Genomic DNA, 18,494 nt, shown 5'->3' on the forward strand with positions numbered 1-18,494 from the left:
GCTGTTCCTTCCCCTCGCTCGTCATGCCGCCAGGCTGCGGACGGCGTCGCGGGCGGCCTCGGCCAGGCGGATCTCCTGGTCGGCGCGGGCCTGCGCCTCCTCGCGGTAGCCGTCGTCGGCCATGTGCCCGGCCGCGTAACGGGCCCGGACGCCCACGCTGATGCAGGCGGAACGCCACTGGGCGAACGCGACCCAGTACGGGACGTCCGACACGTCGCGGGACGACAGCCGCTCATACCGCTCGACCAGGTCCGTTCTGGACGGGAATCCGGGCACGACGGTGGGGCCAGGGGTGCCCACCGGCTCGGGGTCGTCCGGTTCCTGCCAGGTCGCCACGAGGTAGCCGACGTCGGCCAGCGGTTCGCCCGAGGTCGCCAGCTCCCAGTCGAAGACGGCGCGGACCGTGCCGTCGGGACCGAACGCGAGATTGCCGGGACGGTAGTCGCCGTGGACGATCCCGGTCCGCTGCGCCGGGACGTGCGAGGCGAGCAGGTCGTGCGTCTCGTCGAGCAGGGCGAGATGCGCGACCTCCGACTGGCGGATCTGGCGGTGCCAGCGCCGCAGCTGCCGCTCGGCGTACCCGGTCGAGCGCACCATCGCGTCGAGGCCCTGTTCGTACGGGTCGAGGACGTGCAGCGCGACGAGCACCTCGACGAGGCTCTCCCCCGCCCGCGCCCGCGCCGCCGGTTCCAGGCGCGCCGCCGCGTCGGCGTCGGCGAGCACGAGTCCGTCCACGAAGCCCATGACGTAGAACGGGGCGCCGGCGACGCCGGTGTCGTCGCAGAACGCCAGCGGCGGCGCGACCGGGACGCCGGTGCCCGCCATCGCCGTCATGAACCGCCACTCCCGTCCCATGTCGTGCGCGGTCTGCAGGACGCCGCCCATCGGCGGGCGGCGCAGCGCGTACGCGGCGCCGGCGGCGTCGGTGACCCGGTAGGTGAGGTTGGACCGGCCACCCGAGACCAGTTCGAACTCGACCGGCGCGATCAGCCCCTCGACGTTCGCGGCTAGCCAGCGCCCGACCCGTTCCCGATCGATACCCGGCAAGGGGTGAGCATCCCCGGGCTCAGCACCGCCCGATCGGACGCCGCCCGATTGGACGCCGCCCGGCTGGACGCGGTCAGGTTGGACGCCGCCCGGCTGGACACTGCCGGTGGGACGGGGCTCAGCGGCCGACATAGTTCGGTTCCCTCTTCTCCAGGAAGGACCGGACGCCTTCACGGTGGTCTTCGGTGGTGAACAGTTCCCCGAGCGTGGTGGTCACCCACACGCCGAGGTCGTCCCAGTCGGGATCGAGGGCACGCCGCAGCCCGCGTTTGACGAACAGCTCACCGAACCTCGCGCGGCGCGCCGCGACCCTCAGGTCGGCCAGCAGCGCCAGCTCCATGCCCCAGCCGACGGCGGGCCCGTTGACGGCGGCGATCACCGGGACATCGGTGTCGAGCAGCGCACCGGCGGCCGGTGTGAGCCGGGGTCCGGGCCTCGCCGCCGCGCCGCCCGTGTCACCCGCAGTGCCCGTGTCACCCCCTGTGTCCGTGCCGCCGGTCATCAGTTCGCGGACGTCGTCTCCGGAGCAGAAGGAGCGGGCAGCGCCGGTCACCACCAGTGCCCGTGCGTCGGTCGTGCGCACCAACTCGGTCAGTTCGTCGTAGGTCTGCCGGCGCAGAACGTTGTGGACCTGCGGCCGGTCGAGCGTCACGATGCCGACATGCCCGTCGGTGTCGTACCTGACGTCCCGTTCCATACTGTTCCTCCCTGGTCGGCTCGCCGGCGCTGGGACGGTGGTCTCGGCGGGGCCGGTCTTGGTCGATGACCACGCTTTTCCGCAAGATTTCCTGTATGAACGTTAGGTCCGCCCGCATCCTCCGAGCGGTGTCAGGGTCGGCGTGCGCCCACCATGTCGAGCGCGAGCCGCCGGTAGTTCCGGGCGACCTCGGGCCGGCCGAGCGGACCGTCCGGCGAGAACCAGGCGGCCACTCCGGTGCACATCACGACGATCGCCCTGGACGCCTCCAGCGGGATCGGCGTGGTGAAGACACCGAGTTCGGCGCCCTGCGTGATCACACCGTCGAACAGCCGCTGCTGCTGGTGGCGCTTGCCGATGTGCCTGGTGCGGACCGGTTCGCCCAGCGCGCGCAGTTCGCTGGTGCCCAGCATGGTGCCGCGCTGGTCCCGGAGGTGGAACAGCACGTGCGTCTCGACGAGCGCCCCGAGCCTGCCGGCGGGGTCGTCACCGGCGGCGGCGAGCGCCGCGCGGCTGTCGCGGAGCAGGGCCTCGATCCCCCGCTCCATGATCGTCGCCAGAACCTCCTGCTTGGACTCGAAGTGGTAGTAGAGCGCGGGCGGGCTGATCCCCGCGCGCATCGCGATGTCCCGGACCGAGGTGCCGTGGTAGCCGTGCTCGGTCATCACGGCGATCGCGGCCTCCAGGATCCCCGCCTCGCCCGGCCCCTGCGCCATCCGGCTAGTCCCTCGCCCTGTTCGGGCCGGCGAAGCCGAACAGGTAGCCGGCGACCTTGCGCATCTGGATCTCCTCGGAACCCTCGGTGATGCGGTACCGGCGGTGATGGCGGTAGATGTGCTCGAACGGCGTGTGCCGCGTGTAGCCGAGACCGCCGTGCACCTGCATCGCGCGGTCGGCGGCCTCGCAGACGAACCGGTTGGCCCGGTAGTTGCACATCGAGACCCGGTCGCTGATCTCCATGTGCGGCAGCCGGTCCAGTTCCCAGGCGGTCTTGCGGATCAGCCCGCGCAGCATCTCGGCCTCGGTCTGCAATTCGACCAGCGGCCACTGGACCGCCTGCCGCGTCGCCAGCGGACGGCCGAACGTCACGCGCCGGCGGGCGTACTCGACGCTGCGGTCCACGCAGTACTGCCCGGCGCCGACTCCGGAGGCCGCCTGCCGGATCCGGTTCTCGTGGACGAACGTCTGCGCCACGGCCAGGCCCTCGCCCTCGCCCCCGAAGACCGACGAATGCGGTACCCGCACGTCCCGGATGGTCACTTCGGCGTGGTCGGTGGGCATGTTGAACGTCCACCAGTGGAAGTCGACCGAGAAGCCCGGCGCGTCGGTCGGGACGAAGAACGCGGTGATCCCCCTGGCGTCGCCCGGTTCGCCGCTCGTCCGGGCGAAGACCACGTCGTGGGTGGCGGAGTGCATGCCCGAGTTGAACCGCTTGGCGCCGTTGATGATCCAGTCGCCGCCGTCGCGGACCGCGGTGGTCTCCATCCAGGTGGCGTCGCTGCCGTGCTCGGGTTCGGTCAGGCCGAAGCCGATCCGCTTGTCCCCTGCGAGCATCGGCTCCAGGTACTCCTGTTTCTGCTCGGGCGTCCCGAACTCCAGGAGCATGTGCGCGAACGGGAAGTTCCCGACGACGGACGCCTCGTTCTGCAGGTCGTTGTGCAGGCCCAGGCCCTTGTGCGCCAGGTGCTCGCGGATCACCGCCATGTCGAGGTTCGTCCCGTCGGAGCCGCCGACCTCCTTGGGCAGCCCGTAGCGCAGCCACCCCGCCGCGTCGGCGCGCCGGAACATCTCGCCGAGCAGTTCCTCCCACTCGGGACGGGGCACCCCGCCGTTCTCGAAGTCGGTGCGCGCGTACTCGCGGCGGTGGTCGAAGAAGCGCTCGTTGTCGTCCTGGGATTGGAGCGGAGCGATCTCCCGTTCGATGAACGCGTCCAGCTCGGCGAGCCTCCGGGTCAACTCAGCCGGAAGGTGGAAATCCATAAAATCTCCTTAACCTTTGTTCAGGCAGGATGCCACCGGTACCGGCCCGGAAGGAAGAGACGGGGAGGAAGGGGGCGGGGAGGGAAGGGGCCGGGAGGGCGTCAGCGTCCTGGTTTCTGGTCCTCGCGGGCTCGGCGTTCCTCGTCCTCCAGGAGCGGGCCCACCCGGAACGGGACCTGGTGGGTGAGGACGATCGAGGTGGTGCTGCGGCGGACGCCGGGGCAGGCGAGGATCGAATCGATCACCTCGTGGAGTTGCTTGCCGTTCGGCGCGACCGCGCGGACGAGGAGGTCGCCCTGTCCGGTGATGCCGAGGACCTCCAGGACGCGCGGGATCGCGGCCAGCGCGGCGGCGGCTTCGCGGAGGCGGCCCTGGGCGACTTCGAGGGTGACGAACGCGGTCAGCTCGAAACCGATGGCGCCGAGGTCGACCTCGCGGCCGCGGTGGCCGATGACGCCGTCGCGTTCGAGCCTGTCGACGCGAGCGTGGGCGGTGTTGCGGGCGATGCCGAGCCTCGCCGCCAGTTCGGTGATGCCGATGCGGGGCTGCTCGACGAGGCGGCGAAGGATCTGCAGGTCGAGGAGGGTGGTACGGGTCACGAACGCTCAGCTCCGGCAAGAAGTCAGATCGAACCTGAGCAATCTGCTCAGATATCGCCCCATCATCTTGCACGACGCTCATCCGGGATGGCCGCCCCCGCGGAGCCGGCGCCCGAACGCGACGGCAGGGCCCGTCCCGTCCTCCCGTCGCGTCGATGGCGCCGGGAGGCCCGGACGGGCCCGTGCGGGCGGAGGCTCAACGGCCTGAAGCCCGGCCGTCAGCCGGGGTGGGCCGGGGCCGTTTCGCGGGTCAGGTGGCCTGGGGTTCGAGGACGTCCAGCCGCCGGCGGCGTTCGGACCATTGGAGTGAGTGGCGGATGGCGTCTTCGATGTTGTACTCGGGTTTCCAGCCGAGCAGCTCACGTGCCTTGGCCGGGTTGACGTAGGCGCCGACGACGTCGCCGGGGCGGGCGGGGGCCTCCTCGGCCTGGAACGAGTCGCCGACGACCTCGCGGAAGGCTTCGACGAGTTCGCGGACGGTGGTGCCGTCGCCGGTGCCGAGGTTGATGACCTGGTAGCCGGACCGGCCGCCCAGCGGCGGAATGAGGGAGTCGAAGCGGAGCGCGGCCTCGTAGAAGGCGCGGGCGATGTCCCAGACGTGGATGTAGTCGCGGATCGCCGTGCCGTCGCGGGTCTCCCAGTTCACGCCGGTGATCTTGAAGGGGACGCCGAGTTCATGGCACTCGATCATCTTGCCGAGGGCGTGCGTGGGTCTGCTGCTCTGCAGTCCGGTGCGCAGCTGCGGGTCCGCGCCGATCGGGTTGAGGTAGCGCAGCGAGATGACGCGCAGGCCCTGGGCCTTGGTGAGGTCCTCCAGAAGGAGCTCGGCCATCATCTTCGAGCGGGTGTAGGGGTTCTGCGGTTCCAGGGCCGACGTCTCGGAGACCGACAGGTCCGGCTCGGGGCGGTACATCCCGGCGGTGGACGCGAAGATCATCCGGTCGCAGCCGTTGCGGACGAGGTGACCGGCGAGGTCGAGGGTCCTGCTGAGGTTGACCCGGTAGTAGCGCAGCGGGTCGGTCATCGAGTCGGGCACCACGATCAGCGCCGCGCAGTGGACGGTCGCGATGATGTCGGGGTGGTCGCGGAAGATCTCGTCGACCAGGTCCCCGTCGCCGATGTCGCCCTGGTAGAAGATCTTGCCGTCGGCGAACTCCGGCCGGCCCGTGATCAGGCTGTCGAGCACCACGGGCGTCACCCCGCGTTCGGCGAAGGCGGAGGCGATGGTGCTGCCGATGAACCCGGCTCCCCCGGTGATCAGGACTTTCATGTGGCATCCCCCAGATGGCCAGTGCGTCCCCTGAACGGTCACGCACAGGATCAGCAGGGGAACCCGGACGGTCAACGTCCCGCACGCCGGGTGACCGGCACCGGACGCCGGTGAACCCGCGGGGACGCCGGAGCGTCCGCGCACGAGTTCTTCCGGGCCGTCACCAGCGAAGATCGCCGAGCGTGGCCGCACGACATACGGATGTCCCAAACGGGCGCCGTCCGAACGGGCGCCGTCCGAACGGGCGCCGTCCGAACGGGCGCCGTGCGAACGGGCGGCGTCCGGGAGGGGCGTCCGGGAGGGGCGTCCGGCGCGAGTACAGCGTTTGCAGGATCCGCTCGGCGCCGGCGCCGGTCATCGTCGGTGGATGCAACCGATCCGCGTCCTCATCGTGGACGATCACGCGCTGTTCGCCGAGGCCCTCGCGGCGCGGCTGGGCCGCGAACCCGATCTGGTGATCCTGCCGATCGCCGACGACGTGCGGCGCGCACTCGCGCTGACCGCCACCGAGCGCCCCCACGTGCTCGTCCTCGACCTGACGCTCGGCGCGGAGAGCGGCCTGGACGTCCTGGACCGGGTCCGCGAGTCGAGTCCGGACGTCCGGGTCGTGGTGCTGACCGCGATGAGCGACCTGGACGCGCTGGTACGGGCCGTCCGGCGCGGCGCCGTGGGCTGGCTGGAGAAGACCGAGAGCGCCGACCTGGTCGCCCGCGTGATCCGGTCGGCGGCGCGGCGGGGCGGGTGGATCCCGCCGGACGTGCTGGGCGAGGTGCTGCGCCGCCTCATGCGGGACGACGGGGAGCCGAACGGCAGCGCACGGCTGCTCGCGGGGCTGACGCCGCGTGAGCGGGAGGTGCTGCAGTGCATGGTGGACGGCCTGGGCCGCGCGGAGATCGCCGAACGGCTCGGCCTGTCGGCGAACACCGTCCGCACCCACACGCAGAACCTGCTGGCCAAGCTCGACGTGCACTCCGCCCTGGAGGCGATCACCCTCGCCATGCGGGCCGGCATGCGGCCGTCGGATCCCTGACCTGCGCGGTGCGGTCCCGGGGGCGTGCCCTGGGTCGTGCCCTGGTCGTCCCTGGGTCGTCCCTGGGTCGTCCCTGGGTCCCTGGTGCAAACGGCGTAGGCCGGGGTCGTCTTTTGAGCGATTGCTCCGGTAACGGGCCTTCTTACGCTCGCCGTGACAAAGCCGGAGAAGCCCGCGACGTGCCGGAGGGAAGCTCGTGGAGATCGACGAAGTCGCGGCGCGGGTGGTTCGCAGCTACTGGGCGGTCCTGCTGGTCATGACGGTTCTTCCGCTGACGCTGGTGGCGCTCCTGATGAGCACGCAGCAGCCGCCGTCGGTCGCGAAGACGCGGCTGCAGGCGGGCGGCGAGGTGACCGACGCGGCGGCCGGGGACGCGGGCGTGAGCATCGTGGTCAGCCAGGTGAAGGCGTTCGCGACCGGCGACACCCTGCTGCGCGAGGTGCTGCGGCGGCAGCGGGTCGACCGGTCGGTTCCGAAGCTCGCGAAGGCCATCGACGTGTCCGGGCTCGGGACGTCCACGGTCGTGGAGCTGTCGGTGAAGGACGCCGACCCGGTCGTGGCGCGGAAGCTGGCGGACGCCATCGGAACCGAGGTCGTCAGGGAGATCAACGAGTCCAACCAGAGTGCGATCAGGCAGCGGCTCGACGAGATCGGCAAGCGCCTCCGGCAACTGGAGGGCCGGCTCGGGCCGCTGTCGCGGCGGGCGGCCGGGCCCGTCCCGGACGTCGAGGCCGCGAACGAGCGGGAGCGGGTGCAGTCGGAGCTGACGGACCTGCGGTCGAACCGCTCGGATCTGCTGACGCAGCTCACGTCGGCCGGGACGGCGTCGGTGGTGCAGCCCGCCGTGCTCGCCCCGAAGTCGGACCCGATGGTGATGATGTCGGCGATCGCGGGGCTGGTCGGGCTGGTCGGCGGGATCCTGATCGCGGTCGTGGCGGAGATGGTCCGGCCCACGATCCCGGGGCAGCGGCGGGTCGCGCGGCGGCTCGGGGTGCCACTGCTCGGCTGGGCCGACAAGGGGCCCGCGCAGCTCGCCGACCTCGGCCGGCGGGTGCGGCTGGCGGCGAAGAAGGAGGACGTCGGACGGGTCACGCTGGTCGGCGCACCCGGGCCCCTGCCCGCCGAACTGGTGTCGGCGGTGGCCTCGGCGGTGTACGGGAACGAGACGAAGCTCGTCACGGCCCGGCCGGAGCGCGGCGGACCCGGCGAAGGCGGCGGGGGCGGCGGCCCCGGCGGGGGCGGTGAACCCGGCGGGGGCGGGTCGCCCGGCGCGGACGGCGGTGGGCCGTCCCTGAACAGCGGCGGGCACGGCGGCCGGAGCGGCACGTCGGTGGTCCGCGGCGGCGGTGGCGCCGCCGTCATGACGAAGAAGCCCGGCGAGGCGTCCCCGTCGGAGATCACTCAGCCGGTCCCGGTCCGCCGGCTGTGCCACGTGCACGCGTTCGAGGACATCGACCCGGGCGCGGACGACGCGGTCGGCGTGGTCGTGGCCGTCGGGCCGGTGACGACGGTGTCCGGGCTGGAGACGGTCTGCGACCTGGTCGCCGCCTCCGGCTGGCCGCTGCTCGGCGTCGTGGCCACATCACGCAAGGCGACATCCCACAGGCCCGCGAGGGCGCAGAAGACCGCCAAGGGGCGGAAGGCCGCCAAAGCGCGGAAGGCCGCCCGAGCGCGAAAGAACAAGGAGTAGCCAGATGAGTCCAGCCGTTCCGTTCTGCGTCCCGCCGCTCACCGACGGGGTGCCCGACGCGGTCGCCAAGGTGCTCGACTCCCGATGGCTCACCACGGGCCCGGAGACCGCCGCGTTCGAGCAGGAGTTCGCCGACCACCTCGGCGCCGCGCACGTCGTCGCGGTCGCCTCGTGCACGAGCGCGCTGGAGCTGAGCCTCCGCGCGATGGGCCTGCCGCCGGGGTCGCCGGTGCTGACGCCCAGCCTGACGTTCTGCGGCGCGATCAACGCGATCCTGCACGCCGGGCACCGTCCCGTCCTGGTCGACATCGACGAGGAGACGCTGGTGCCGAGCCCGGAGACGGTCGCCGCGGCCGCGGCCCGGGTGAAGCCCGCCGCGATGGTCACCCAGAACCAGGGCGGCTACCCGGTGGACGTGCCGGCCCTCGCCGCGGCGGCCGGCCTCGACAGGACGCGGGTGGTGGAGGACACCGCGCACGGACCGGGCGCGGCGCGCGGCGGCGCCCCCGTCGGGTCGGCCTCCCATGCGGCGTGCTTCTCCTTCTACGCGACGAAGAACATGCCGATCGGCGAGGGCGGCGCGGTCGCGACGAACGACGAGGAGTTCGCCGACCGGGTCCGGTCGCTGCGGCTGCACGGGATGAGCAAGGACTCGTGGAAGCGGTACCTGCCGGGCGGAAGCTGGCGGTACGACGTGAAGGCCATCGGGCTGAAGGCCAACATGACCGACTCCCAGGCGACGATCGGACGCGCCCAGATCCGCTCGCTGCCGGGCTGGCAGCAGGCCCGCGCGGAACTCGTCGCCCGCTACGACGAGGCGCTGGCCGGGCTGCCCGGGGTCGTCCTCCCGCAGCGCCGCAGCCTCGACGGCGTCCAGCACGCCTGGCACCTCTACCAGGTGCGCGTCCCGGACCGCGACGCGGTCGGCGACGCGATGCAGGCGGCGGGCGTCGGGACGTCCGTCCATTTCATCCCGGCGAACCAGCTGACCGCCTACCGGGCGCTCCTCGGCGAGGAGGAGTGCGGGCTGCTGCCCGTGACCGACCGCGTCGGGGAGGAACTGCTGTCGCTGCCGCTCTACCCGGGACTGACGGAGGACGGCCAGCACCGGGTCGTCGCCGCCCTCGCCGAGGCACTGCGGACCCGGAACTGACCGTGCGCTGGTACTCGCCGCACCGGCTCCGCCGGATCCTGGGCGCGACGTGCGCCGGACCCGCCGCGGCCGCCTCGGCCGCGCCGGCCGCCAGCCCGCTCGCCCTGCTGCTGGACCGGGACGAGATCGTCCTCGCCGACCCGCGGGGGCAGCGCCTCCTGCGCGGCAGGCGGGTGCTCGTCACCGGCGCCTGCGGGACGGTCGGCGGCGCGCTCTGCCGGCGGATCCGGCGGCTCGGCCCGGACGCACTGTGCCTCGTCGACAAGGACGGGCGCGGGCTGGAGCGGCTCGCCCGCGAGCTGGCCGGGAAGCCGGGCGGCGACCCGGACGTCCGCGTCACCGTCGCCGAGGCGGACGTGCGGGACGCCGACCGCGTCGACGGCCTCATCGGGGACGCGCGGCCCGAGCTGCTCTTCCACGCGGCGGGCCAGAACCGGCTGTCGGCGGTCGAGGACGATCCCTGCCGCGGCGTCGCCGACAACGTGCTCGGCACCCGGCACGTCGTCGACAGCGCGGTGCGGCACGGGGTGCGGCGGCTCGTGCTCGTCTCGTCCGACCGGGCGGCGGAGCCGACGTCGGTGCTGGGCGCGACGATGCGGCTCGGGGAACTGCTGCTGCAGACGGCGACCGGCGGCCCGACATGCTTCGCGGCCGTCCGCGTCGGCGACGTCATCGGCGCGCCGGCCGCTCCGCCGGGCGCGCTCGGGACGCCCGGCCCGAGCGGCCCGCTCGCGCACCGCATCGCGGCCGGTGAGGTCATCACCCTCACGCATCCGGAGGCGGCGCGGCACGTCATGACGGTGACGGAGGCGGCGGGTCTGCTGATCGAGGCGGCGGCGCTCGCGGAGGAGGCGGAGACGTTCGCGCTCGACATGGGCCGTCCCGTCCCGGTGCTCGACCTCGTACAGCGGTACGCCGCGCAGCTCCGCACGCCCGCGGTGACGGTCAGGTTCAGCGGGCTCGGGCCCGGTGAGAAGCTCACCGAGAAGGCGTTCGCCGACTCCGAGCGCCGCATCCGCACCGCCCACCCGAAGATCTGGGGAACCCGGCCGGTGCCGCCGCCCGCCGGGCTGCCGCGGCTGCTCGACGCGCTCGCCGCGGCGGCCGAGGCGGGCGACGCGGCGCAGGTGCGGCTGCTGCTGCGCCGCCTGCTGCCGGAGTACCGCCCGGCCCGGCGTCCCCACCCGTCCCGTGAGGTGACCCGTGACCAGAGGTGACCCGCGACCAGAGGTGACCAGTGACCAGGGGTGACCCGTGACCAGAGGTGAGTCGTGAGTACAGCCAGGAAACTGCGAGTCGCGCAGGTGATCACCCGCTTCAACGGCGGCGGCGGCCGGGTGGCGCTGAACGGGGCCCTGGCGCTGCCGGACGGCACGTACGAGCGGGCGATCGTCACCGGCGGCGTCGGCATGGACAGCGAGCCCCTCTCCGGCGGCGGCACGACCGCCCGCGGCACCGTGCTCCACGGCGACGAGGCCGTCGCCAACGCCGCCGCCGGGGACCTCACGCCCGCGGCGCACCGCGCCGGGATGGAGATCGTCCAGGTGGGGCCGCTGGTGCCGCAGATCTCGCCGCGCGACGACCTCGCCGCGCTGTCCACCCTCACCAGGGTGCTGGCGGAAGGCCGGTACGACGTCGTCCACACCCACTCGTCCAAGGCCGGCGTCATCGGGCGGCTGGCGGCGGCACGCGCCGGCGTACCCCGCATCGTGCACACGTGGCACGGGTTCCCGTTCAACGAGTTCCAGTCGTGGGCGCGGCGCACCGCCTACATCCGCCTCGAACGCATCGCCGCCAAGCACACCGACGCGTTCCTCGGAGTCGGGACGGACACGGTGACGACCGCGCTGCGGCTCGGCCTCACGACGCCGGAGCGGGTACGGCTGTCGTGGCCGGCCGTGGACGTCGACGCGTACGCGACCGTCCCCGGGGCCAGGGCGCAGGCGCGCCGCCGCCTCGACCTGCCCCTCGGCGTGAAGGTCGTCGGGTCGATCGGACGGCTCACCTTCCAGAAGGGCCCGGAGATCTTCGCGAGGGCCATCGCCCGGTTGCCGGACGACGTGTTCGGGCTGTGGGTCGGCGGCGGCCCGATGGCGGACCGGCTGGCGAAGCTCACCGCGAAGCTCGGCGTCGAGGACCGGATGCGCTGGCTCGGGCACAGCGACGATGTCGCCGCCGTCCTGCCCGCGTTCGACCTGATGGCGATGGCGAGCCGCTGGGAGGGCCTGCCCTGCGTGCTGGTCGAGGCGATCAGCGCCGGGATCCCGCTCGTGGCGACGGCCGTCCCGTCCAACCAGGACCTCGTCCTCGCCGGGGAGACCGGCCTGCTCGTCCCGCCGGAGGACCCGGAGCGGCTCGCCGGCGCCATCGCGGCGATGCTGGACGACCCGGCCGCCGCCGACCGGATGGCCGAACGCGCCCGCGGCCGGATCGGCGAGTGGTTCACCCCCGCACACCTCGGCACGGTGCTGGACGAGACGTACCGGGGCACTTCCAGGCGGCCCTACCAGCGGTCATGACGGCGACAGCGACCAAGGCGGCGGGACGGCTCGCGACCGTCCCGGCCGGGGCGCCGGGGGAGGCGGCGGCGCCGCCGGGGGCCCGGCGGCGGTGGCGGCCGGAGGCGGTCGCCCTCGTCGCCGGCATCGCGTCGCTGCCGATGCTGATGCCCGCCGGGCTCGCTCCCGGGCCCGGCAACACGGCGCTGCCCGATGTAGTCCTGGTCCTGTTCGCCATCACGACGTTCCTGTGGGCGGGGACGCGGAAGCTGCCCGTCCGCTGGCCGTACCTGCTGCCCACCCTGCTGACGGTCCTCGCGGGCGGCATCGCGGCGCTCGCCAACGACGACGTCGGGGCGCTCACCCTCGTCAAGGACCTGTTCGTGCTGCTGTGGGCGGTCTGCGTCGCCAACCTCGGCCGCGACCCGTCCCTGCTCCGCGTCGCGCTGCGCGCCTTCGTCTGGATCGGCACGGTCTACGCGCTCGTCATGATGACCGGCTTCGCGATCGGGAACGACGCGGTCTCCGGCAAGCAGGTCGACGGCGAGCGCCTGATGTTCACCTTCGGCGACGCCAACTACGCGGCCAACTGGTTCATCTGCGTCTTCTTCATCGCGCGCGCGACCCGCTTCCCGGAGGGGAGATGGCGGCGCCGGGCCGTGTGCGGGATCCTCATCGCCGCCGAACTGCTGACCGGCTCGAACGGCGGCCTGCTCGCGCTGTGCTGCGCGCTGCTGCTCGGCTACGTGTTCCGGCTGTTCCGCGAGGGCAAGGCCCACCACGCCGTCGCGGTCGGCGCCGCCGCCGTGTTCTTCGGCGGCGGCGCGGTCGCCGCGGTCACGCAGATCGACGTCCAGCCGGCTCTGGACCGCGCCAGCGAGATGTCCCCGATCATCCGCGACTCCATCGGCCGGACCACCGGGGAGAGCACCGAGTCGCGCGGCGCCGTCTTCACCACGACCTGGCACATGATCGAGGCGCAGGACCACCCGTGGGGCATCGGCGCCGCGCAGACCGAGAGGCAGATGCTCGTCCGGCAGGAGACGTACGTCCGCGAGGCGCACAACGACTACATCGCCTCCATCCTGGAACGCGGGTTCATCGGCGGGGTCGCGCTGATCCTGATCGTGTCGGTCCTGGTACTGAGGTCGGTGCGGATCGCGCGGCGGGACGCGCTGAAGCCCGAGTACGCGCGGCTCGTCCCGCATCCCGAGCTCTTCGGGGCCCTCCTCGCCGTGTTCCTCATCTGCGCCCTGTTCTACGAGGTCCTGCACTACCGGCACGGCTTCGCCTTCTTCGGCCTCATCGCCGCCCTCGACCTCTTCGGCCGCCGGACCGGCACCGCGCTCCCCGATACCGGCACCGCTCCTCGCGAACCGAGAACCGCGCCCCCCGAACCGAGAACCACGCCCCCCGAACCGAGAACCACGCCCCCCGAACCGAGAACCATGCTTCCCGAAGCAGGCTCCGCGCCTCGCGGAACGGATACCGCGCCTCCCGAGACGACCGGCGCGCCGCCCGAGTCCAGGGGCGAGGCGGTGAAGTCGGTGCGCAAACGGCTCGTGTCGCTGGTCGCCGGGAACATGGCGGCGCGGGTGGGGGCGCTGGCGTCGCTGGGGGTCGCGACGATCCTCGTCGCGCGGGTCGGCGGGCCGGAGCTGGTCGGGGCGTTCACCCTGGTCCGGATTCTGCCGGGGCTGCTCTGCCACCTGTCGAACGCGGGGCTGCCGGCCGCCGCGCCCTTCTTCCTGGCGCGCGACGACCGCGACCAGAGCCGGGTGCGGCCGACGCTCGCCTGGCTGACGGTCATCGGCGCGTTCCTGGCGTGCCTGAGCTGGCTCGCGCTGAGCCCGCTGCTGTTCCTGGTCTTCTTCAAGTCGTTCGGCGTCTGGGTGACGCTCGCCGCGGCCGTCCCGTCGTTCACGCAGGGGTTCGTCTCCGTCGGGAAGGGTCTGCTCCAGGGGACGGACGACCCGAACGGCGCGAGCCTCGCCATCGCCGTCGAGGAGTTCGTGTTCCTGCCGATCTACGTCGCGATCCTGCTGGGCTGGCACGGGCCGGGCGCTCTCGTCGCCGGGCTCGTGCTCGCCGACATCGCCGCCGCGGCGTGGATCGCGCGGCGGCTGAGGCGGCGCGGGTTCTTCCGCGGCTGGGGCCGGCCGGACGCGCGGCTCGGCAGGTCGATCGCCGGCTACGGGTTCCGGGGCTACGTCGGCCAGCTCATCGACCTCCTCCAGCTCCGCTTCGACATGGCGCTGCTGGGCGCGCTCGCCGGGCCGAAGGTCCTGGGCGTCTACACCGTCGCGAGCAAGTTCGCGGAGCTGGTGCAGCTGCCAGGCCTCGCCGTGAACTACGTCCTGTACCCGGACTTCGCGAGGGAGGACAAGAGGAGCGCCGCACGCCGTACCGCGGCCCTCATCCTGCCCGCGCTCGGCATCTCCGTGCTCGCCGCGCTGCCGCTCGCGCTCATCGCCGGGACGGCGCTGCCGTGGGTGTTCGGCGACGTGTTCGAGGACGCGGTCGTGCCCACCTACATCCGTCTCGCCGGCGTCGTCACGTTCGGTGTGACGGGTCTCATCATGGCCTACCTGTACGGGGTCGGGCGGCCGGGCGCCGCGTCCACCGGGCAGGGCATCGGCCTGCTGGTGGTCGTCGTGCTCGGCATCGTCCTGATCCCGGCGCACGGCGCGGGGGGCGCCGCGGTCGCGACGTCCGTCTCCTTCATCGCCACCACCGCGGCTCTGCTGGCGTGGTTCCAGCACGTGAGGAACAAGGGGTGACCATGTCCGAGGATCTCATCGCCCGTCCCGTCGACCCGTCCGAGGGCATCCCGCCCTCGCGCGGGCGGCGGGCGCTGGACGTCACCGGCGCGCTGGCGGGGCTGCTGCTGTTCTCCGTCCCGCTGGTGCTCATCTACGCGCTGGTGCGGCTGACGAGCCGGGGTCCGGGGATCTTCCGGCAGACCCGGGTCGGGCAGGGCGGCCGGCCGTTCACCATCCTCAAGTTCCGGACGATGCGGCGCGACGTCGGCGGCATCAAGGTCACCGCGACCAGCGACCCGCGGGTCACCCGGCTCGGCCGCGTGCTGCGCCGCTGGTATCTGGACGAGCTGCCGCAGCTCGTGAACGTGCTGCGCGGCGACATGACGCTCGTCGGGCCGCGCCCCGAGACCTACGACCTCGCGGTGTACTACGACGCGCGCTGGCGGTGGGTCTTCGATCACCGGCCCGGGATGACGGGGGTGTCCCAGGTCAGGTTCCGGGACTCCGACGTGCTCCCTCCCGGTGAGGAGGTCGACCTCGCCTTCTACGTCGAGCGGCTCGCGCCGGCGCAGGCCGCCGTCGACGCGGTGTTCCTGAGCGACCCGTCGATGCGCGCGACGCTCCGGACACTGGCCCAGACCGTCTGGTACGTCCTGGGGTTCACCGTCCCGCCGCTGCGGGTATCGGCGGACGGGACGGTGACGGAGGTGGCGCAGCCGTCCGAGACCGCGCATCCCGCCAAGGAGCCCGGGTCGGCCGCCTAGCGGCGGCGGGAAGGTACGGCATGCATACGGGGAGCGTCCAGTTCAGGGTCGCGGCCGTCGCCGCGGCGGTCGTGCTGGCCGCGGGGCTCCTGTTCCATCAGCGTGCGGAGCCGTCCAGCCGGGAGCCCTACCCGGGGCCGCTCGCCTCGCCCGGCACGCCCGCGGCGGAGCCGGGCGGGACGCGCCGCATCGCGCTGAACACCGAGCCGTCCGACTACCCGCGCCTCCGGGCACTCGGCTACGACCTGGTGGACGTCAAACCCGACGCGTCCCTCGTCGCCGGCGTCCCGCCGGGCATGCAGGCGTTCCTGTGGGTGGGGAACTTCCACTGCGAGGACTTCGAACTCGGCTTCGAGGCGTTCAAGGACGCCGTCCACCGGTTCGGACGCGACCCGAGGGTCTACGGCTGGTACCTGTCGGACGAGCCGAACACCGGCGAATGCCCGGAGATCGTCAAGGACATCCGCCTCCGCGCCGAGTACATCGGACGGCACGCACCCGGGCAGCTCTCGTTCATCTCGCTCACCGACTTCCCGATGAAGCCCCTCACACCCGAGCGCGTCGGCGTCGACCTGTTCGGCCTCGACCCCTACCCCTGCGAGGGCTCGGCGGAGGCCCGCGAACACTGCGACATCGGCGCGATCGACCGGATGGTCCGCCTGGCCGACGACGCCGGCATTCCGCGCGCCAGGATCGCCCCCGTCCTGCAGGCGTTCGGGCAGGGCTGCTCCGACGGCGACAAGCAGTACTGGCTTCCCACGCAGGCCCAGTTCCGCAGCATCCTCGCCCGCTGGGACGTCCTGGCGCCGCGCCCCCGGCTGGAGATCTCCTACTCGTGGGGCCACCAGGACGAGTGGGCCTGCCCCACCCTCGCCGACGCCACCGGCGGCGACCACCCCGATCTGCAAAGCATGATCAAGGCCCGGAACACCCGCTGACGTCCGCCTCGCGGGCTAGTCGTCCTGTCCCTGGCTGTCGGCGACGGCCGGCTGCTGCTGGGGACCGGCGGGGAACGGGACCTCCATGGACCCGAGTTTCACGGCCAGAACCTCCATCACTCCGACGACCAGAACGAACGCGACGGCCATAAGGCCGAGCCTCTTGCGGTCCACCCCGCGCACCCCTTCAAACCCCAGTTAAGCAGGCAAAAAACGTAACACATCACGATGTGTAGGCCCGTACCGGACACACGAAGTGCTCGCATCGTTACAACTCGGCCCGCCCACCCCGAGAGCCGCAAACCCACCGTGCCCAGACCGAAACACACCCGACGGCACCGGTCTCCGCGCTCAACCGCCCGCGCCGCGAGAACGCGGCGCGGGCGGGCGTGGCGGAGGGGTGACTCCCGATCAGGACAGGCGGCTTGTCAGGTTGGCGGCCCGGGCGTTGACGCATTCGCCGGTCGCGAGGTCGAAGGCGAAGTTGTGGGCGAGGCAGTGGATCTGGCCGTCGCGGACGACGGCGCCGACGGAGAGGTCTTCGCCCGCGTGGGGGCAGTAGCGGGGGATGTCGTAGCGGCTGCCGTCGCATTCGACGGTGATGCGTTCGCTCTCGTCGCGTCCGGTCTCGTAGTCCTCGACGGCCATCAGGGCGGGCGCGTTGGCGTGCTTGAGGAGTCCGACGAGGTAGTCGTTGTAGACGTCGGGGTCGCGGTAGAGGCTGACGCGGAAGGAGATGAGGAGGTCCTCCCAGGCGAGGCGGCCGGTGAGGATGCCGTCGATCCAGCGGCCCGCGGCGGTGACGCGGTAGTGGGGACGGACGTCCGGGGAGGCTTCGGACACGGTGACACCGTCAGGGGAGAAGTCCACGTCCCAGACGCCGCCGTTCGGGCCGGTGACCTCGAAGCGGACGGTCATGGCGATCTGGCGGAGGAAGTAGTCGCTGAGGCCGCCCAGGTACTCGAAGTGGGCGACGAACCGGTCGTAGAGGTCGGGGCCGGGGTCGGGATGGCCGGCCACCACCTCGGCGATGGCGGGGGCGCGGTCGGCGGCGTAGCGGTCGAGGTATTCGGCGGCGTCGGCGAAGGAGAACTCGGCGGAGACGGGGTCGCGGGTGCATTCGCCGGTGTCGAGGTCGACGACGTCACCGGGTTTGAAGTAGTCCCAGCGTTGCTGCGGGAGGTGCTCGCGCAGCCAGGCGGTGGAGACGTCCGGGTCGCAGAACGCGCCTTCCCGCTGGTCGAGGACCCAGTTGAGGTGGCGGACCTCCGCGTCCAGGAAGCAGGGCGGGCCGGCGAACGGGACGGCGAGCTCCGGCGCGGTCTGCCGGACGAGGCGCTGCACGGCACGGAGCTTGGACACCCGCTTGTCCATGGAGACCCTGGCCATCTCGGCGGGCGGGTATTCGTAGCAGATCGGATGCCAGGACGCGCCGGACGTCTGCACGGCCATCAGGTCGAGCCGGCCCGCCAGGTGCTTGGCGCGGCGCGCCTGCGCGGCAGTGAGGCGGGCGTCGTTGCAGTGCAGGATTCCGCGGCCGTCGGCGACGATGAGAAAGGCGGCGTCATGGCACATCGGGGAGAGTTCCGGAATCGCGGTGATCCAGGAGCCTCGATTGTCGAGCGGGAATTTCTCCCACGAAGTCAACTCGATTACCTGGCGTCCGCCCGCGGCGGCCGTCATCCGTTCCCGGAAGGCCGGTCCCGGATAGCGCGGAATGAGGATTCTGGTCCGTTCCGGAAGCCGGTCGAGGACCCATGGATCGAAATGATCTAGATGCTCGTGCGAGACCGCGACCCAGTCGGCGTCCAGCAACGCGGCGACATCGAGGTGATCGTTTCTCGGATACTGGTGCCAGGCACCGAGAAACGCCCCGTCCGGCGCGAGCCACGGGTCCGCGAGCAGGTGGAACGCGGCGGCGTCCACCGCGACCCCCGCATGTCCGAGAAATGTGACCTTCGGCATGTGGAGACTGTCTCTCCACGGGCGCGCCGGCACACCCGCAGGAATACGCAAAGCGACTACGCCGTAGGCATGAAAGAAAGGCGAGGACAGAAATCGACTAT

At 72.3% G+C, this 18,494-nt stretch carries 16 protein-coding genes; 8 read left to right on the plus strand and 8 right to left on the minus strand.

The features are described from left to right. Window positions 1-21 precede the first annotated feature (21 nt). The 6 genes from ACGFIS_RS05620 to galE form a co-directional block, all read right to left on the minus strand. Complete coding sequence (locus ACGFIS_RS05620) at window positions 22-1,047, minus strand: phosphotransferase family protein (protein WP_392900002.1); 1,026 nt, start codon at window positions 1,045-1,047, stop codon at window positions 22-24. 118 nt (window positions 1,048-1,165) lie between these two features. Continuing rightward, complete coding sequence (locus ACGFIS_RS05625) at window positions 1,166-1,744, minus strand: enoyl-CoA hydratase/isomerase family protein (protein WP_392899999.1); 579 nt, start codon at window positions 1,742-1,744, stop codon at window positions 1,166-1,168. A 131-nt stretch (window positions 1,745-1,875) separates the two neighbouring features. Continuing rightward, window positions 1,876-2,460, minus strand: coding sequence for a TetR/AcrR family transcriptional regulator (locus ACGFIS_RS05630; protein ID WP_392899997.1), 585 nt, complete (start codon window positions 2,458-2,460; stop codon window positions 1,876-1,878). A gap of 4 nt (window positions 2,461-2,464) precedes the next feature. Further along, a complete protein-coding gene (locus tag ACGFIS_RS05635) occupies window positions 2,465-3,724 on the minus strand; it encodes an acyl-CoA dehydrogenase family protein (protein ID WP_392899994.1) in 1,260 nt (419 codons plus the stop codon). Window positions 3,725-3,825: 101 nt separating this feature from the next. Beyond that, window positions 3,826-4,323 carry an Lrp/AsnC family transcriptional regulator gene (locus ACGFIS_RS05640; protein WP_392899991.1) on the minus strand — a complete coding sequence of 166 codons (498 nt, stop codon included), beginning with the start codon at window positions 4,321-4,323 and terminating at the stop codon, window positions 3,826-3,828. Between the two features lie 250 nt (window positions 4,324-4,573). Continuing rightward, window positions 4,574-5,593: a UDP-glucose 4-epimerase GalE gene (gene galE, locus ACGFIS_RS05645; protein WP_392899988.1), complete on the minus strand. Its 1,020-nt coding sequence runs from the start codon at window positions 5,591-5,593 to the stop codon at window positions 4,574-4,576. Between the two features lie 367 nt (window positions 5,594-5,960). On the opposite strand from galE, the gene ACGFIS_RS05650 reads away from it, so the two are divergent. The 8 genes from ACGFIS_RS05650 to ACGFIS_RS05685 all read left to right on the plus strand — a co-directional run bounded on the left by ACGFIS_RS05650 (window position 5,961) and on the right by ACGFIS_RS05685 (window position 16,428). Then, entirely contained in the window at window positions 5,961-6,623 is a 663-nt protein-coding gene (locus ACGFIS_RS05650; RefSeq protein WP_392899985.1) for a response regulator, read from the plus strand. A gap of 196 nt (window positions 6,624-6,819) precedes the next feature. After that, entirely contained in the window at window positions 6,820-8,313 is a 1,494-nt protein-coding gene (locus ACGFIS_RS05655; RefSeq protein WP_392969724.1) for a hypothetical protein, read from the plus strand. Window positions 8,314-8,317: 4 nt separating this feature from the next. Beyond that, window positions 8,318-9,466 (plus strand): DegT/DnrJ/EryC1/StrS family aminotransferase, encoded by a 1,149-nt coding sequence (locus ACGFIS_RS05660; protein WP_392899979.1) that lies wholly within the window; start codon window positions 8,318-8,320, stop codon window positions 9,464-9,466. 2 nt (window positions 9,467-9,468) lie between these two features. Further along, window positions 9,469-10,683 carry a polysaccharide biosynthesis protein gene (locus ACGFIS_RS05665; protein WP_392899976.1) on the plus strand — a complete coding sequence of 405 codons (1,215 nt, stop codon included), beginning with the start codon at window positions 9,469-9,471 and terminating at the stop codon, window positions 10,681-10,683. A gap of 54 nt (window positions 10,684-10,737) precedes the next feature. Then, a complete protein-coding gene (locus tag ACGFIS_RS05670; protein ID WP_392899974.1) occupies window positions 10,738-11,985 on the plus strand; it encodes a glycosyltransferase in 1,248 nt (415 codons plus the stop codon). After that, window positions 11,982-14,744: an O-antigen ligase family protein gene (locus ACGFIS_RS05675; RefSeq protein ID WP_392969727.1), complete on the plus strand. Its 2,763-nt coding sequence runs from the start codon at window positions 11,982-11,984 to the stop codon at window positions 14,742-14,744. The genes ACGFIS_RS05670 and ACGFIS_RS05675 overlap by 4 nt, the downstream gene beginning before the upstream one ends. A gap of 2 nt (window positions 14,745-14,746) precedes the next feature. Then, the gene (locus tag ACGFIS_RS05680; RefSeq protein WP_392899969.1) at window positions 14,747-15,490 is read left to right on the plus strand and encodes a sugar transferase; all 744 of its coding nucleotides are present in this window, start codon (window positions 14,747-14,749) and stop codon (window positions 15,488-15,490) included. A 20-nt stretch (window positions 15,491-15,510) separates the two neighbouring features. After that, window positions 15,511-16,428: a hypothetical protein gene (locus tag ACGFIS_RS05685; protein WP_392899968.1), complete on the plus strand. Its 918-nt coding sequence runs from the start codon at window positions 15,511-15,513 to the stop codon at window positions 16,426-16,428. A 15-nt stretch (window positions 16,429-16,443) separates the two neighbouring features. On the opposite strand, the gene ACGFIS_RS05690 is transcribed toward ACGFIS_RS05685, so the two are convergent. Beyond that, window positions 16,444-16,602, minus strand: a complete 159-nt coding sequence (locus ACGFIS_RS05690; RefSeq protein WP_392899965.1) for a hypothetical protein — start codon at window positions 16,600-16,602, stop codon at window positions 16,444-16,446. A 237-nt stretch (window positions 16,603-16,839) separates the two neighbouring features. After that, window positions 16,840-18,393: a Rieske 2Fe-2S domain-containing protein gene (locus ACGFIS_RS05695; protein WP_392899962.1), complete on the minus strand. Its 1,554-nt coding sequence runs from the start codon at window positions 18,391-18,393 to the stop codon at window positions 16,840-16,842. Window positions 18,394-18,494 lie beyond the last annotated feature (101 nt).

Origin of the sequence: Spirillospora sp. NPDC048824 (genome assembly GCF_043198455.1) — a bacterium.
Taxonomy (GTDB): Bacteria; Actinomycetota; Actinomycetes; order Streptosporangiales; family Streptosporangiaceae; genus Spirillospora.